Here is a 16,032-nt window from a genome sequence, read left to right as displayed (position 1 = left end):
TTCGCGACGGTGGATGTTTCCCGCGGTTTGGAGATTCAATGGCCCCTAAAAACCATTGGCCCCGCCGCTGCCTGTGGCAAAGCGGACGGGGCCTTTTGGGGGTTTACCCGATATTACCGGGAGCGTTTCACCGGCTTTGGGTTTCGGGTGCTTCGCGGCATTCAGCCGTCGACCCGACTAGTGGTCTCTGGTTGTAAAGGGGGTCGGCAGGTCACGGTTTGCGCGAACAGGCGTTCGCCTGCCCTGACACCTATGCCCGCCGCGGCTCCAACGACAGATGGAGCCCGAAGATACTGTCCGGTGGGGTCATACCTCGCTCCTTCTCTTGGTTGCTCTTGCCGTCTTCCCAGAGCACTTATTCGTTCGTCCGCGGCGCCTCGCGGATCACCTGCTGGCACGAAGATCGCCCCTTGGCGATCGGCTCGGTTGACCCTTGGACTGTGCGCCTCCCCTCCCCATGCGTCAACCTTTGCTTAGTCGATTGCGGAAAATGTGATCGGAACGATCCGGAACGTCACGTTCTCCTGACATCGCTCTGTCAGGAGCGCGTTCGATCTTTGTTCTTTTTTGCTTGCCCGCCCGCGCGAAAGACGGTTAAACCCGACACGTTGCGGGGTCCACTCGATCTTGCGGCAACAATACCTACATTAACGGGCGGCCGGGCAGATCCGTCCTGCCCAGACATTGCAAAACCGAGGCGGCGGACCGGCATGGCCGACCATAAGTACATTTCCATTCGCGGCGCACGCGAGCACAATCTCAAAAATGTCGACCTGGACCTGCCGCGGGACAGCCTGGTCGTGATGACGGGCCTGTCGGGCTCCGGCAAATCGTCGCTTGCGTTCGACACGATCTACGCCGAGGGCCAGCGTCGATACGTGGAAAGCCTGTCGGCCTACGCCCGGCAGTTCCTGGAGATGATGCAGAAGCCGGACGTCGACCAGATCGACGGCCTGTCACCCGCCATTTCCATCGAGCAGAAGACGACTTCCAAGAACCCGCGCTCGACGGTCGGAACCGTCACCGAAATCTACGACTACATGCGGCTGTTGTTCGCGCGCGTCGGCGTACCCTATTCGCCGGCCACCGGCCTGCCCATCGAAAGCCAGACGGTGAGCCAGATGGTCGACCGCGTTCTGGCGATCGAGGAAGGCACGCGCCTTTACATCATGGCGCCGATGGTTCGCGGCCGTAAGGGCGAATACAAGAAGGAATTGCTGGAACTCCAGAAGAAGGGTTTTCAGCGCGTCAAGGTCGACGGCGTCTTCTATGAAGTTGGAGACGTGCCGGCGCTGGACAAGAAATACAAACACGACATCGACGTCGTGGTCGATCGCGTCGTCGTGCGCGGCGACCTCGCCACGCGCCTGGCGGATTCGATGGAGACCGCGCTCAAGCTTGCTGAAGGTCTGGTTGTCGCAGAATTCGCCGACCGCCCGCTGCCGGCCAGCGAAACATCCGAAGAATCCGCCTACAAATCCAAGAACGAGACGCATGAGCGCATCCTGTTCTCGGAAAAGTTCGCCTGCCCGGTGTCCGGCTTCACCATTCCAGAGATCGAGCCCCGGCTGTTCTCGTTCAACAATCCGTTCGGCGCCTGCCCGACCTGCGACGGGCTGGGCAGCCAGCGCGCGATCGACGAAAACCTCGTGGTGCCGGACGACAATGCGACACTGCGCGACGGCGCCGTCAGTCCGTGGGCAAAATCCACCTCCCCCTATTATTCGCAGACCCTGGAAGCGCTGGGAAAGGTCTACGGCTTCAAGCTCGGCGACAAGTTCAAGGATCTGAGCGAGGAGGCCCAGCAGGCCATTCTTCGCGGCACCGGCGAACGCGAGATCACCTTCAACTATGATGACGGCCTGCGCTCCTACAAGACGACCAAGACCTTCGAGGGCGTGATCCCCAATCTCGAGCGGCGCTGGAAGGAAACGGAATCGGCCTGGATGCGCGAGGAGATCGAGCGCTTCATGTCGGCCACCCCCTGCCCGGCCTGCAACGGCTACCGACTGAAACCGGAAGCCCTGGCGGTGAAGATCGCCGGCAAGCATATCGGCGAAGTGACGGAACAGTCGATCCGCAAGGCCGACCGCTGGTTCAACGAATTGCCGGAGCAGCTCAACGAAAAGCAGAACGAGATCGCCGTCCGTGTGCTGAAGGAAATCCGCGAAAGACTGCGCTTCCTCAACGATGTCGGCCTCGACTATCTGACGCTGTCGCGCAATTCGGGCACGCTGTCGGGTGGCGAGAGCCAGCGCATCCGCCTCGCATCGCAGATCGGCTCCGGTCTTACCGGCGTGCTCTACGTGCTGGACGAGCCGTCGATCGGCCTGCATCAACGCGACAATGCACGCTTGATCGAGACGCTGAAACATCTGCGCGACATCGGCAACACCGTCATTGTCGTCGAACATGACGAAGACGCCATCCTGACCGCCGACTATGTCGTCGACATCGGCCCGGCGGCGGGCATCCATGGCGGCCACATCATCGCCCAGGGCACACCGCGCGAGGTGATGGCCAACCCGGCTTCGATTACGGGCAAATATCTGTCGGGCGAGCTCGAGATCGCGACACCGGCCGAGCGACGGCCCGGCAAGAAGGGCAAGCGCATCAAGGTCGTCGGCGCGCGTGGCAACAATCTGAAGAATGTCACCGCCGAGTTTCCGCTCGGTACCTTCACCGCCGTCACCGGCGTATCGGGCGGCGGCAAGTCGACCTTCCTGATCGAGACGCTGTTCAAGGCCGCGTCCCGCCGCATCATGGGTTCGCGCGAGCATCCGGCCGAGCATGACCGTATCGAGGGCCTCGAATTCCTCGACAAGGTCATTGACATCGACCAGTCGCCGATCGGCCGCACACCGCGATCGAACCCGGCCACCTATACGGGCGCCTTCACCCCGATCCGGGACTGGTTCGCCGGCTTGCCGGAAGCCAAGGCGCGCGGATATCAGCCGGGCCGTTTCTCGTTCAACGTCAAGGGTGGCCGTTGCGAGGCCTGCCAGGGCGACGGCGTCATCAAGATCGAGATGCACTTCCTGCCCGACGTCTACGTGACCTGCGACGTCTGCCACGGCAAGCGCTACAACCGCGAGACGCTGGACGTCACCTTCAAGGGCAAATCGATCGCCGACGTTCTCGACATGACGGTCGAGGAAGGCGTCGACTTCTTCGCCGCAGTGCCGGGCGTGCGCGACAAGCTCGTCACGCTCAACCAGGTCGGCCTCGGCTACATCCATATCGGCCAGCAGGCGACGACCTTGTCCGGCGGTGAGGCGCAGCGCATCAAGCTGGCCAAGGAACTGTCGCGCAAGGCGACCGGCAAGACGCTCTATATTCTCGACGAGCCGACTACCGGCCTGCATTTCCACGACGTGGCAAAACTGCTCGAAGTGCTGCACGAACTGGTCGACCAGGGCAACACCGTGATCGTCATCGAGCACAATCTGGAAGTCATCAAGACCGCCGACTGGGTGCTCGACCTTGGCCCCGAGGGTGGCGACGGCGGCGGCGAACTCGTGGCGTCGGGCACGCCGGAAGACGTCGTCGCCGAGCCGCGATCCTATACCGGCCAATACCTCAAGGAGCTTCTGGAGCGGCGACCGAAGGGGAAGCGCGAGGCGGCTGAATGACGGGTGGCGATGGCATCGTCACCATCGAAAGCCGCTTGACGGTAACGGAAACCATCGACCGGCTGGTCGAAGTCGTTACCAAGCTTGGCCTCAACGTCTTTGCCCGCATCGATCATGCGGCGGGCGCGCGCGATGTTGGCATGGCGCTTCGCCCAACGGAACTTCTCATCTTCGGCAATCCGAAGGGCGGCACGCCGCTCATGCAGGACAGGCAGATCGCCGGTATCGACCTGCCGGTAAAGGCGCTGGCCTGGGAAGATGAAGCCGGCAAAGTATGGCTCTCCTACAACACCGCCGAATGGATCGCCGTGCGACATCATTTGGGCGACGCCAGCAATGCAGCGGTTCAAGCGATAGCCGGTGGCATGAGCAAGGTTGTGGGCCTGGCAACCGGTCGCGAAGAGTAACGGTCACGGCACTGCTGCGTCCCTGAAACCGACGATCGACTGCAGGGAGTTTCTTAACCGCCGGACAAAAAAAAGCAGACGAATAGGAAATTCGCCTGCTCACCCCCAGCGTTTGGCAGCGACGCGGCCGTTGGCACCACGCGCTACCCCCGAGCCAAAGAACCGGGAGAACGGTCTTAACGGTCTGATTTATTTTAGCGGATCGTGATCCAAGGTACAGAGCCCAGTTTCACCGGAAGCAACCGGGTCGCGTTCCGGGGAACTGGCACAAAACCGCGGTTTCGCGCCGGAATATCGATCAGACGGCTGCCGACCGGACAGGCAGAGCGTCTTATACTTTGGTACATAATGCTCGGCGAACGATCAAGCGGTGGACGTTGATGGCAGGAGCCTGCCCTCGCCCGCCGATTTCGGATGGCGTGGACGGCACCGCCGTGATTTGACTTGATGGCGTTGCACGGGCCGACATCCCGCAACGATACAACGGAGGACGAACGATGAGCGCAGCAGGCAAGATCCGGTCGGGCATGGGCGGCTGGACCTTCGAACCGTGGGACGTGTCGTTCTATCCGGAAAAGCTCGCCAAGACGAAGCAGCTGCATTTCGCTTCGCGCCAGGTGCCGAGCATCGAGGTCAACGGTACCTACTATTCCAGCTTCAAGGAGCCGACCTTTCTCAAATGGGCGGGAGATGCCCCGGACGGTTTCGTCTTCTCCCTGAAGGGCAACCGGTTCGTGACCAACCGACGGGTGCTGGGCGAGGCAGGCGAATCGATGATGAGGTTCATCGAATCCGGCGTGGCGGCGCTCGGCGAAAAACTCGGACCGCTCCTGTGGCAGTTCGCGCCGACCAAGAAATTCGATCCCGCCGATTTCGAGGCCTTCCTGAAATTGCTGCCGGAGAAACAGGATGGCGTCGTCCTGCGGCACGCGCTCGAAGTGCGCAATCCATCCTTCGTCGTTCCGGAATTCGTCGCGCTGGCGCGCAAATACAAGGCGGCAATCGTCTATGCCGACCATGCGACCTACCCGGCCATTGCCGATGTCACGGGCGATTTCGTCTATGCCCGCCTGCAGACCGGCAAGGACGATAACCCTGACTGTTATACGCCCGAAGCGCTCGACCAATGGGCCGAACGGGCCAAGGTTTGGTCGGGCGGCGGCGTACCGAAGGATCTGCCGCGCGCCGACCCCAGCACGGATGCGCCGGTCAAACCGCGCGACGTGTTTGTCTACTTCATCACCGAAGGCAAGGTGCGCGCGCCATTCGGCGCCATGGCGTTGATGCGGCGGGTGTAGGATCGATACCTGACACACAAAAGCCGCCCTTCCGGGGCGGCTTTTGTGTTTTCAGACTCATGAACCGCGCGAAGCGTCCAATCGCCTGCAATTTCCAAGAAGGTCAGGCACCGCGCGCAATGCGCTCGATTTCCTCGCGCACCAGACGTTCGACCAAGATCGGCAGATTGTTATCGAGCCAATCCTGAAGCATGGGCTGCAGCATTTCGGCGGCCATATCGTCGAACGATTTCTTGCCGCGGCTGGCAAAAGCCTCCGACAATTCCTCGAAGGAGGCCGCGACCTGGCGGCTTGCCTGTTCGGAAATCAACGACGGGCGCAGCGGCGCGGTCTCGACCGACGACAGATGCTCAACATGTTGCCGCGCCGCAGCAATACGGGCAGGTTCGCGCGCGACATCATCCTCGCCGCCTCGCACAGCAAACGTCTCGACACGGGCTGGCTCACCAACCGGTTCGTGCTCGACCTCGCGCAGCCAGGACGCCGGTACGGTTTCCGCTACCTCGGCTTCCGCCGCTGGCGATTCGTCGGCTTGCGGACGTTCGGTGATGGTACGCGCGCCGACTTCGGCAAGCGTAATCACCGGCGCGGCAGGACGTTCCGGTTCAGCGACGGCCGTTACCAGCTGCGCCTGTACATCGGCCAATGTAATAATCGGCTTCGGGGCTTGCGGCTCGGCGCGCAACTCGGAGCGGAACGCGGCCACTTCCGGCGACGTCGTCTCGACAACAGCGACCGGAGAGACGTCCGCTTCGCTCGCCAGCTGGATTTCCGACAGATCCTGCGCCGGCTTGCGGCCGGTATCGCTGTCTTCGATGATCCTGCGGATGGAAGCCAGGATCTCTTCCATCGAAGGTTCGCGCTGCGCGCTGCTTGCCGTGGCCATTGTCACATCCGCCGCCCTTGTGACCGAGTGCGTTCCCATCCGGCGATGACGCCGGACTCGAATCATGACGTAAGCGTAACCGACCGGCCGCCATCGGAGAATCCCCAAACTGGGGACTCGTGCGATTTCAACAGATTAGAAGATGAGCGCGCTCTCGACGCAGATCGCTCGATAGCCAAGCCTCAGCGGCCGTCCGGCGTACGCAAGCCGTACCACTTGTCCTTGACAGCCTTGTAATGCTCTTCAGGCTTGTACTTGGTGACCTGGAGACCAAGGCGTTCGACCGTCAGCCGGCCCATGGCCTGAAGGATGCCGTAGCTGGCGATCACCACGTCACGCTCCGAGCCGGCGAGGTTGATCTGCGCGTTGACGACGGCGTTCTGGGCATTCAACACGTCCAGCGTCGTCTGCTGGCCGACATTGCGCTCTTCGATGACGCCGTTGAGCGCCAGCTGTGCTGCCGCGACCGACTGGCGATTCGCATCGACGTTCTGGCGGGCGGCCGTGTAAGAGGTCCAGGCGGCAACCACATTGTTGCGAACCTGATCGCGTGCGACATCGACCTCGATCCGGGCCTGGCCGAGCTTCTCCTTCTGCTGCCGCACCGTCGCGGCGACGCGACCGCCCTCGTAGATCGGAATGGTGAGCGTCGCACCGACACTGGCGGAGGTCGAATCAGGATCCTCGCCGGCAAAACTCGGAGACGCGCTTCGGTAATTCTGCGAGATGCCGGCGGAAGCGGAAAGCTGCGGCAGCAACTGGCCTTGCGCGGATTTCACCGAAAAGCCGGCGGCGTCGACCAGATGCTGATTGGCAATGATGGCCGGATTTTCGTTGTTCGCCGAGGCGATCGCCGACTCGAGCCCGGAAGGCAGCAGCTTCGCCAGGGCGCCTGGCGCCTTGAGCTTGCCGGGCTCCTCGCCCACGATCTGATGGTAGATGCCGGCGCTGGCCAGCGCCTGCGCCTTGGCGGCGCTGACCTGAGCCTGCGCGGTGGCACGCGACGCATCGGCCTGGGCAACATCCGTCCGGGTGCCCTCGCCGACCTCGAAGCGAGAGCGGGCGGCACGCAACTGCTCGGTGATGGCCTTCAGGTTCTGCTCGGTCAGCTTGGCGACCTGCCGATCGTGAATCACGTTCATATAGGCCTGGGCAGCGGTGAACAGGATGCCCTGCTCGGTGTTGCTGAGGCCAGCCACGGAGGCACGCACCTGTGCTTCGGCGGCAGCGACGTTGTTCTTGGTCTGGAAACCGTCAAACAGGGTCTGGTTGATCTGCACGCCGAAATTGCCGGTGGTCAGGCGCCCAGGCTGGGTGCCGCCGCGCGTGTTCGAATAGTTGATGCCCGCGGAACCGTTGATGGTGGGGCGATAGCCGGACTTGGCGATGGCCACGCCTTCGTCGGTGGCGCGGGTGCCGGCGCGGCCGGCGTTCAGGGTCGAGTTGTTCTGATAAGCCTTGGACAAGGCTCCCAGGATCGTCTCGGCGGACGCCTGAAAGGGGGTCAGCGCGGTTGCGGTGACGAGCAATGCGGCGAGGAGACTCTTGGTTACAGACGGCACGGTAAATCCTCATTCTTCATCGGAAACCACGCCATGACGCCTGCCCCTTATTCGGCACCCGTCATCGCGTGTCTACGTTCCATGCCACTGATCCATCTCCCCAAATCAGGATTGGCGGCAACGATCTGTTAACACAAGCCACCATGACCGGACGCCTGCCGCAAGAGCAAAACCGTTAGAATTCGAAAACTTGCACACGTTCGAATCCGGGTAGTGGCTTAATTGCCGCATTAAATGCACGCCGCCCAGTCGCAATTCCAGTAGTCTTCAAAAACAGACGCGCCACGCCGGCATTGCCGTGGCCCTGGACGGCAACAAGGCGCCCGCCTTCCGCAAGCTGGTCGAGCAGCCCCTGGGGCACGTCGTCGACGCTGCCGCCGATAAGAATCACATTGTATGGCGCTTTCTGCGCATGACCGTCGCGCATTGCGCCCGTGGTGACGGTGACATTGTCGTAGCCCAGCGATGCCAGCGTCGAACGTGCCGCATCGGCAAGGCTCGAATCGCTTTCCAGGGCAATGACGGATTTGGCGACGCGCGACAGGATGGCGGAGGAATAACCGGTGGCGCAGCCGATATCGAGCACGGTGTCGCCGGCATCGATCTCGGCCAGTTGCAGCAGCTTGGCCAGCGGCGACGCTTCCATCAGGTAGCGCGGCTCGCCGGAAACGCCTGAGATGCGGATATCCCCATCAATATAAGCGAGATCGCTCTGGCTCGCGGGCAGGAACGCCTCGCGCGGCACGGTGAGGAAAGCCTCGAGCAGCGGCGCGCTGGTCACGTCGGTGGTGCGAATCTGGCCATCGACCATCTTTACGCGGCGTTCGGAGAAATCAGCGCTCATGTCCCAGCCGTCCCGCTTCCGGCGCCAGTTTAGCGCCTACAGTCAACGGGAACGCCCTCCGGCACGAACAGCCGGCTATCGGGTGCTGGAGGCCTCGCCCGGAATCGAACCGGGGTGCAAGGATTTGCAGTCCTCTGCGTAACCACTCCGCCACGAGGCCTCATCGCTCCCGGCGTTCCACGGCGCTTCAATAGGTTGCGGGTTATTTTGCGTCAAGCGTGGAACGGCCATTCTGAATAATATCCTCGCTTCATTCTGAATGAGAATTAGCGAGACGCTCCTCTGAAATCGCATCGAACCACCCAACGACCCCGCATTGAACCTTGGGCCTTCTCCCCGTTGGCGAGAGCTCTCTCTCTCTACCTCACGACGGGCGACGGCGGCGTTCCCACCAGATCACGAAGCGGCGGCGGTGGCGGCGAATCATCGCGAATTCGTAAGACAGCACGAGCAAGCCGACCGGGATCATCCAGAAGCCGAGAATCGGCAAGAACCCCAACAGGCCGAACACAATGAAGACGACACCGATGGCGATGCGCAGCGCGCGCGATTGCGGCAGCGCGAACTCGCGCCCGAAGGCGGATATCTTGTGCTTCTTGCGGCGCGTCCCGGCCGCACCGTTCACGCTTTGCAGCGATTGACCCACTTTTGCTCCTCTGACCGGCCTCTCGCGGCCGTTTTGCAGCACTTTTGCCGATGTCGCCGCCTGATATGATGGTGCAGGACCGGGATTGCGAGAAAGCGTCGCACAAAAACCTTCGAAAAAATGCGAATTGCCGCTTTGCAAAGCCGGAAAGGGCGGCTATAGCCTCCCCCGTTCACACGAGAGCCCTGTTCCCCGGTAGCTCAGTGGTAGAGCAACCGGCTGTTAACCGGTTGGTCGCTGGTTCGAATCCGGCCCGGGGAGCCATTTTTCCAAAGATGGTAGCGTAGTCCGCCAGCGCAGAGCGTGTGGCGATTTCATGCGTCACCGGGGCGGACTGCCGGCGTCAACAGTCGGCGGGCGCGGAGGCTCAACTCCTCCCCGCAAAGGCTCTGAAGTGCTCTGAGTCTCTAAGCTGTTCTGAAAATTATCCGGCCGAAACGATATCGGCCGAGAAGCGCAATTCGCGCATCGGGCGCACCGTGCGCGTCGTTTCGGCGTAGATCGGATGCGCCTTGAAGGCGCTAAGCGCGGCGTTGTCCTCGAACTCGGCATAGACGACGATGTCGATTTCGTCCGACAGCGGATCGACCTTGGTGTTGAGCCCTACCTCGAACCGTTTCGAATGCGGGATGCCACTCAGCGCCAACAGGCCGTCGCGAACCTTCTCGACATCCTCGCCGGGCCGCGCGCTGAAGAAAACGATGTGCCGGATCAATCCAGTCTCCTTGGCGCGACGCGGAAATATCGGCGATGCGCCGATACCCTTATATGCCTGGGAGCAAGCTTCTGGGCCAGCCGCCGACTGGCGTCAACCGGCAGGTTGTCGCGGCGAACCGGCGCGGGCGCTGCCCTTCAACCGGTCACATAAGCGACCGCGTGTTTCGCGCTTCTTACCCCTGCATCGATGAAACGGCCCTGATTGTAGAGGCCGTCCCAGATCAGGAAGAACGCGATCGCGGTTATGGCGATGACGAGGCGCATGAGCCAAAGCTAAAATATTTGGATTACCACAGTTCTAACATGCAGCTTCCATTGGCCGAAAAGCTTCGCCGGCATATCGCTCGTCGCGTCTGGCTTATCGCTTGCCTCTTGCCAGCCAAGGCTGGTGCATGGAAAATCACCCGAGGATTCATTGGCAGGCGGGCGAGCGATTGCGCTGACCGCCGAATCGTTTCGAGGCGAATACGCCGCGCCACCCAATGAAAGAGGCGGCCGAACGACCGATGGACCCGGTCGGAAGCGGGAGAGAGGCCCGCTTGCAGACAGCCAGGGGGATGAGATGGTTCAAAAGGAACAGAGCGGAGGTGCGTTGCCGGAAGCCATCCGCCTCGACGAGCGCAATTTCGCCGATATCGTCAGAGGACTTCCGGCCAAGGCGCGCATGGTGCTCAATGCCGCGATGAGTTTGCCGCGCGGTTCGCTCAAGGTGCGCTTGCCGGACGGCCGCGCGTTGCTGGTTGGCGGCAAGGCACCCGGCCCGGACGCGGAATTGGTGCTGAAGAACTGGCGCCTGCCCGGCCGCGCTTTCGCCGGCGGCACCATCGGCGTGGCCGAATCCTACATGGATGGCGACTGGGAAAGCCCGGACGTCACCTCCTTCCTCGAACTGTTCGTGGTCAACACCGAGGCGGGCGAAAAAGTCGCCGGCGGCGCCAGCTGGTTCATCAACACCGTGCAGCGCATTCGCCATTGGTTGAACGAGAACACACGCACCGGCTCCAAGCGCAACATCTCGGCGCATTACGATCTCGGCAACGCCTTCTACCAGAAATGGCTCGACCCGAGCATGACCTATTCCTCGGCGCTCTATTCCACCGGCGCCAACGATCTTGAGAGCGCGCAGGCCGCCAAGTACCGCGCGCTGGCCAAGGATACCGGTATCGGCGCCAAGGATCATGTGCTCGAAATCGGTTGCGGCTGGGGCGGTTTCGCCGAATTCGTGGCGCGCGAGATCGGCTGCCGGGTCACCGGCCTGACGATCAGCCGCGAGCAGCACGATTTCGCCAAGGCCCGCATCCAGAAAGCCGGCCTCGCCGAAAAGGTCGATATCAAACTGCAGGATTATCGCGACGAGACCGGCAAATATGACCGCATCGCCTCGATCGAAATGTTCGAGGCGGTCGGCGAAAAATACTGGGCGACCTTCTTCGGCAAAGTGAAGGAGTGCCTGAAACCCGGCGGTACGGCGGGGTTCCAGATCATCACCATCAACGAAGCGGCTTATTCGACCTACCGGCAACGGCCGGACTTCATCCAGCGCTATGTGTTTCCCGGCGGCATGCTGCCGACGCCGACCATCCTGAAGTCGCTGGGTGCGGATCACGGTCTCGCTTATCTGCGCGAACGCGTCTTCGCGCAGGACTATGCCCGCACGCTGGCGGAATGGCGCCAGCGCTTCTGGGGTTCATGGGAACGGATCGTGCCGCTGGGCTTCGACGACCGCTTCAAGAAGCTCTGGGAGTTCTATCTCCACTATTGCGAAGCGGGTTTCCGCGCCAGCTACATCGACGTGCGCCAGGTCGTCTACAAGGCCTGACCGGCGGCCATCCGGCCTCTGGTCGTCCCTTCAAGGCCGATGGACAGCCGGCCTCACAGCAGAATGCGGTATCTGGCGAAGCCGCCTTCGCCGTCACCTGCCGAGTAGATCTTCAGGGTCTTCACCTGGGCAATGAAGTCCTTGGCCTTTTGCCCCGTCTCGAAGATGACGCTGGTGCCCGGCAGCGGCGCAAACGACCAGTTGCCGTCGGCGGACGGGTTAATGGTGCCCTCGGCCACAATGTAGCGCACGATCACGTCGCGGTTGGTATCAGGCGCCTGGTAGATGATCTTGCTTTCGTTGATGCCGGGGAAATTGCCGCCGCCGCCCGCCCGATAGTTGTTGGTGGCAACCACGAATTTCCCGGCCGGATCAATAGGCTTTCCTCCGAACATCAAGTCGACGATGCGGCTGGAGCCGGCATTGATGACATTGCCCTTGGCATCGTATTTCGGCGGCTTGGACAGATCAATCCTGTAGGCCACCCCGTCGATGACGTCGAAATTGTATGACGGGAAATCGGTGTTGATCAGCGGCTGGTCGGCCTTGCCCGGTTCGACCTCTTTGAAGATGCCGGCCGACATTTCCAGCCATTCCTTCACCTCGGCACCTGTGATCTCCACCGCGCGCACCGTGTTCGGATAGAGGTAGAGGTCGGCGACATTCCTGATGGCGATATCGCCGGCCGGCACGTCGGTATAGTAGTCGGCGCCGCCACGGCCGCCCGCCTTGAACGGTGCCGCCGCCGACAGCAGCGGCACATCCTTCCATTTCGTGTTCTTGAGGATGTCCTTCAGATACCAGCTCTGCGCCTGGCTGACGATCTGCACCGACGGGTCATCGGCGACCAGCGAAAAATAGGAATAGAGCGGCGCCGAGGTCTTGCCGACCGGGCGGCGGACATAGGCAAGGGTCGCCTCGTGGTCGGCCTTCAGCGCCTCGGTGATGCGCTGATCGTCGCCGACGGTCGCCTTGTTCTTGTTGTCGACGCGTTCGTAGATCGGCCGCGCCTCGGAGGTTGCCGACACGACACGCCATTTATTGCCGTCGCGCTCCAACAAAAGGTCGACCAGGCCCATATGCGAGCCCCAGAACCCGGCCATCACCGCCGGCTTGCCCTGCAAGGTGCCTTTGTCGGCATCGACGCCGGCGAGTTTCTGGAAATCCTTCTTGCCCGGGAAGACAAGGTGCTGATGGCCGGTGAAAACGGCGTCGATGCCCTCAACCCCGGCGACGAAGAAGGAGGCGTTCTCCATCATGTCGCCTTGCTTGATGTCGATGCCGGAATGGGAGAGCGCGATGACGATATCGGCCCCCTCCTCCTTCATCTGCGGCACCCAGGCCTTGGCCGCCTCGACGATGTCGCGTGTTCTGACATTGCCTTCGAGGTTCTTGGCGTCCCAGACCATGATCTGCGGTGGCACGAAGCCGATGATGCCGATGCGGATTGGATGCTCCGCGCCGGACCCGTCCTTTATCTTGCGGTCGAGGATGACATACGGTTCGAGATAGAGCTTGTCGGCACGCGGGCTGGAGCCGAGTTCGGTGCCGCGGATGAGATTGGCGCAGACGAACGGAAAATTGGCGCCGGCCAGAACCTTGTCCAGGAAGGACAGACCGTAGTTGAACTCGTGATTGCCGAGCGTCGAGCAAGCGTAGTCGAGCAGGTTCATGCCCTTCATCATGGGATGAACATCGCCCTCCTTCATGCCACGCTCATAGGCCGCGTAGTCGCCCATCGGGCTGCCCTGCAGCAGGTCGCCATTGTCCAAGAGCAGCGAGTTGACCGCCTCCTTGCGCACCGCGTCGATGATCGAGGCCGTGCGTGCCAGCCCCATCGTGTCGTTGGGCTTGTCGGCGTAGTAATCGTAAGGCAGCACGTTCACATGGATGTCCGTGGTCTCCATGATCCTGAGATGAGCCTGGTTGGCGGCAGCACGCGCCGAGAAGGGATGAAGCACAGACAGCACTCCAGTTGCGGCGACGCCCGCCAAAAGGGCGCGGCGGGAAATCGGTGGAAGCAACTCGGGCATGGTCGGTGATCTCATCGCTTGCGTGTTTCCTGCCCCTGACGCCCGATCAAATCTCGCGCCAAAAGCCATGCAAGTCCAGCAGGGGTACGTGACATCCACGCGACCGGCTTAAAACATCCGGTCCAGATCGGCGATTGCGACCTCTTCGAGTAGCGATATGTCGTGATACGATAAACTTCGGCGTATGAATTGGCGTAGGCTGTACAGTGTCGATCCACGCAAGGGAGATCGGGATGAGCAACGATGACGAGGCCGGGCCAGCGCAATATTCCTCGCCGCCCTGTTTCATGCATGAACTCGATCCGGCCTATCGGCCACCGCTTTCGGAATGGGCCGATGTTCGGCGCTGGCGCAAGGCCGAGCGCGAACGGCTGATCGCGGCACGACTTGCCACATCGGCGGACGCGCGCACGGCAATGGCCGCCAACATCGCCGAAGGACTCGATGCCGCTATCGGTGATGTTTCAGGCAAGATGGTCAGCCTGTACTGGCCCTTCCGGGGCGAACCTGATCTGCGCGGCTGGATGGAAACGGTCAACGAGCGCGGCGGACGAACGGCGCTGCCCATCGTCGTCGACAAAGGCCAGCCGCTGATCTTCCGCGCCTACCGGCACGGCGACAGGCTGGACCGTGGCGTCTGGAACATCCCGATCCCGGCCGAAGGCGATCCCGTGCTGCCCGACGTCGTCATCTCGCCGATCGTGGGCATCGATCCTGATAACTACCGGCTTGGCTACGGTGGCGGTTTCTTCGACCGCACGCTGGCCTCACTGCCCCGCAAGCCGCTGGTCATCGGCGTCGGCTACGAGTTGCAACGCATCGTCACGATCTATCCGCAACCGCATGATATCCCGATGGATATGGTCGTTACGGAGACGAAGGCTGCCGGCCCTGCGTGATCAGCCGCGCGCTGCGCTGGCCGGTTGCGTAAATCCATAGCCAGTTCATCGCGACCGCGAGCCGGTTGCGAAGGCCGATCAGGAAGAAGATGTGGGCGATGCCCCACAGCCACCAGGCGGGCCAACCGGTGAAGGAAATCCGGCCGAAATCGATCACGGCGGCTCGTTTACCGATCGTGGCGAGATCGCCCTGGTGCTTGTAGACGAAGGGCCGCTTTGCATCATTGCCCGCCAGACGGGCCTTCAGCGTGGCGGCGACATGGCGACCGGCCTGCTTGGCGGCCGGGGCGATGCCGGGCACGGGACGGCCGTCGGCGCGCTTGACCTGCGCCGTGTCGCCGATGACGAAGATGTCGGGATGGCCCGCCACGGTCAGATCATCCTCGACGATCGCCCTGCCTGCCCGGTCGGCTTCCGCCCCCAGCCACTGCGCTGCCGGGGAAGCTGCTACACCGGCCGCCCAGATGATGTTGCGCGCGGCCAGATGTCGCCCACCGAAGACGACGCCGTCGGCGTTGCAGGACGACACGGCATGGCCAAGCTCGACGGTGACGCCGAGGCGCTCCAGCGCCCGTTTGGCGTAGGCTGAGAGATCGGGCCGAAACGCGGCCAGGATGCGGTCACCGGCCTCGACGAGAACGACCTTGGTGTCGCGCGTGTCGATGTTGCGAAAATCGGCGCGGAGCGTGGCGTGCGCCAGTTCCGCGATGGTGCCGGCGAGTTCCACGCCGGTCGGCCCGCCGCCGATGATGACGAAGGTGAGCAACGCATTGCGGGCTTCCGCATCGGTCTCGCGCTCGGCCTGTTCGAAGGCGCGCAGCACATGGCGCCGGATCGTCGTCGCATCCTCCAGCGTCTTCAATCCCGGTGCGAACTGTTCCCACTCGTCGCGGCCGAAATAGGAATGGCGCGCGCCGGTGGCCAGCACCAGCGTGTCGTAGGCGATGGTATCGCCGTCATCCAGCACCACACATTTGTTCGCCTTGTCGACGCCGGTCACGGTGGCGAGCAGCGTGGTCACCGCCTTCTCGTGACGCACCAGGTGGCGGATCGGCCAGGCGATCTCGGAGGTCGCGAGTGAGGTGGTAGCGACCTGATAGAGCAGCGGCTGGAAAAGATGGTGGTTTCGCTGATCGATCAGCGTGACGCGCACCGGCGCCTTGCCGAGGGCCCGCACCAGTTCAAGACCGCCAAATCCGGCGCCGACCACGACGACATGATGCAATTCACTGTTCATGAAACACCTGTTGCGCAATGCAACAGAAATGCGGGCGCGCAAGGCCGATTTC

At 62.3% G+C, this 16,032-nt stretch carries 13 protein-coding genes and 2 tRNA genes; 6 read left to right on the top strand and 9 right to left on the bottom strand.

What is annotated here, in order from left to right; all coding sequences use genetic code 11:
• Window positions 1-710: 710 nt before the first annotated feature.
• From uvrA to AB4136_RS17385, 3 genes are all read left to right on the top strand, one after another.
• Window positions 711-3,632, top strand: a complete 2,922-nt coding sequence (gene uvrA / locus AB4136_RS17395; RefSeq protein WP_024924827.1) for an excinuclease ABC subunit UvrA — start codon at window positions 711-713, stop codon at window positions 3,630-3,632.
• Entirely contained in the window at window positions 3,629-4,039 is a 411-nt protein-coding gene (locus AB4136_RS17390; RefSeq protein ID WP_024924826.1) for a DUF302 domain-containing protein, read from the top strand. The genes uvrA and AB4136_RS17390 overlap by 4 nt, the downstream gene beginning before the upstream one ends.
• A gap of 497 nt (window positions 4,040-4,536) precedes the next feature.
• A complete protein-coding gene (locus AB4136_RS17385; RefSeq protein ID WP_024924825.1) occupies window positions 4,537-5,337 on the top strand; it encodes a DUF72 domain-containing protein in 801 nt (266 codons plus the stop codon).
• Between the two features lie 103 nt (window positions 5,338-5,440).
• Here AB4136_RS17385 and AB4136_RS17380 read toward each other — a convergent pair whose 3' ends face one another.
• The 5 genes from AB4136_RS17380 to AB4136_RS17360 form a co-directional block, all read right to left on the bottom strand.
• Window positions 5,441-6,223 (bottom strand): PopZ family protein, encoded by a 783-nt coding sequence (locus tag AB4136_RS17380; protein WP_137900480.1) that lies wholly within the window; start codon window positions 6,221-6,223, stop codon window positions 5,441-5,443.
• Window positions 6,224-6,405: 182 nt separating this feature from the next.
• The gene (locus tag AB4136_RS17375) at window positions 6,406-7,785 is read right to left on the bottom strand and encodes a TolC family outer membrane protein (RefSeq protein WP_137900479.1); all 1,380 of its coding nucleotides are present in this window, start codon (window positions 7,783-7,785) and stop codon (window positions 6,406-6,408) included.
• Window positions 7,786-7,960: 175 nt separating this feature from the next.
• On the bottom strand, window positions 7,961-8,629 hold the full coding sequence (locus AB4136_RS17370) for a protein-L-isoaspartate O-methyltransferase family protein (protein ID WP_024924822.1): 669 nt from the start codon (window positions 8,627-8,629) through the stop codon (window positions 7,961-7,963).
• A gap of 86 nt (window positions 8,630-8,715) precedes the next feature.
• Window positions 8,716-8,789: transfer RNA gene (locus tag AB4136_RS17365), tRNA-Cys, on the bottom strand.
• 204 nt (window positions 8,790-8,993) lie between these two features.
• Entirely contained in the window at window positions 8,994-9,275 is a 282-nt protein-coding gene (locus tag AB4136_RS17360; protein ID WP_244431175.1) for a hypothetical protein, read from the bottom strand.
• Between the two features lie 189 nt (window positions 9,276-9,464).
• Between AB4136_RS17360 and AB4136_RS17355 the strand changes: the two genes are divergently transcribed.
• Window positions 9,465-9,539 (top strand) — tRNA-Asn (locus AB4136_RS17355).
• A gap of 160 nt (window positions 9,540-9,699) precedes the next feature.
• Here the strand turns inward: AB4136_RS17355 and AB4136_RS17350 are convergent.
• Both AB4136_RS17350 and AB4136_RS17345 read right to left on the bottom strand, forming a co-directional pair.
• Complete coding sequence (locus AB4136_RS17350) at window positions 9,700-9,990, bottom strand: Dabb family protein (RefSeq protein WP_024924820.1); 291 nt, start codon at window positions 9,988-9,990, stop codon at window positions 9,700-9,702.
• Window positions 9,991-10,127: 137 nt separating this feature from the next.
• Complete coding sequence (locus AB4136_RS17345; RefSeq protein WP_275040853.1) at window positions 10,128-10,256, bottom strand: hypothetical protein; 129 nt, start codon at window positions 10,254-10,256, stop codon at window positions 10,128-10,130.
• A 298-nt stretch (window positions 10,257-10,554) separates the two neighbouring features.
• Here AB4136_RS17345 and AB4136_RS17340 point away from each other — a divergent pair, with 298 nt between their 5' ends.
• Window positions 10,555-11,811, top strand: coding sequence for an SAM-dependent methyltransferase (locus AB4136_RS17340; RefSeq protein ID WP_024924819.1), 1,257 nt, complete (start codon window positions 10,555-10,557; stop codon window positions 11,809-11,811).
• 53 nt (window positions 11,812-11,864) lie between these two features.
• Here AB4136_RS17340 and AB4136_RS17335 read toward each other — a convergent pair whose 3' ends face one another.
• Window positions 11,865-13,844 (bottom strand): bifunctional 2',3'-cyclic-nucleotide 2'-phosphodiesterase/3'-nucleotidase, encoded by a 1,980-nt coding sequence (locus AB4136_RS17335; RefSeq protein ID WP_137900512.1) that lies wholly within the window; start codon window positions 13,842-13,844, stop codon window positions 11,865-11,867.
• Between the two features lie 233 nt (window positions 13,845-14,077).
• Between AB4136_RS17335 and AB4136_RS17330 the strand changes: the two genes are divergently transcribed.
• Entirely contained in the window at window positions 14,078-14,743 is a 666-nt protein-coding gene (locus tag AB4136_RS17330) for a 5-formyltetrahydrofolate cyclo-ligase (protein ID WP_024924817.1), read from the top strand.
• On the opposite strand, the gene AB4136_RS17325 is transcribed toward AB4136_RS17330, so the two are convergent.
• A complete protein-coding gene (locus AB4136_RS17325) occupies window positions 14,712-15,980 on the bottom strand; it encodes an NAD(P)/FAD-dependent oxidoreductase (protein WP_024924816.1) in 1,269 nt (422 codons plus the stop codon). The genes AB4136_RS17330 and AB4136_RS17325 overlap by 32 nt on opposite strands.
• Window positions 15,981-16,032 lie beyond the last annotated feature (52 nt).

This window comes from Mesorhizobium sp. 2RAF21 (genome assembly GCF_052115345.1).
Classification (GTDB): Bacteria; Pseudomonadota; Alphaproteobacteria; order Rhizobiales; family Rhizobiaceae; genus Mesorhizobium; species Mesorhizobium terrae.
The sequence above is the reverse complement of the archived record's forward strand: the minus strand, read 5'-3'. Positions and strand labels throughout refer to the sequence as shown.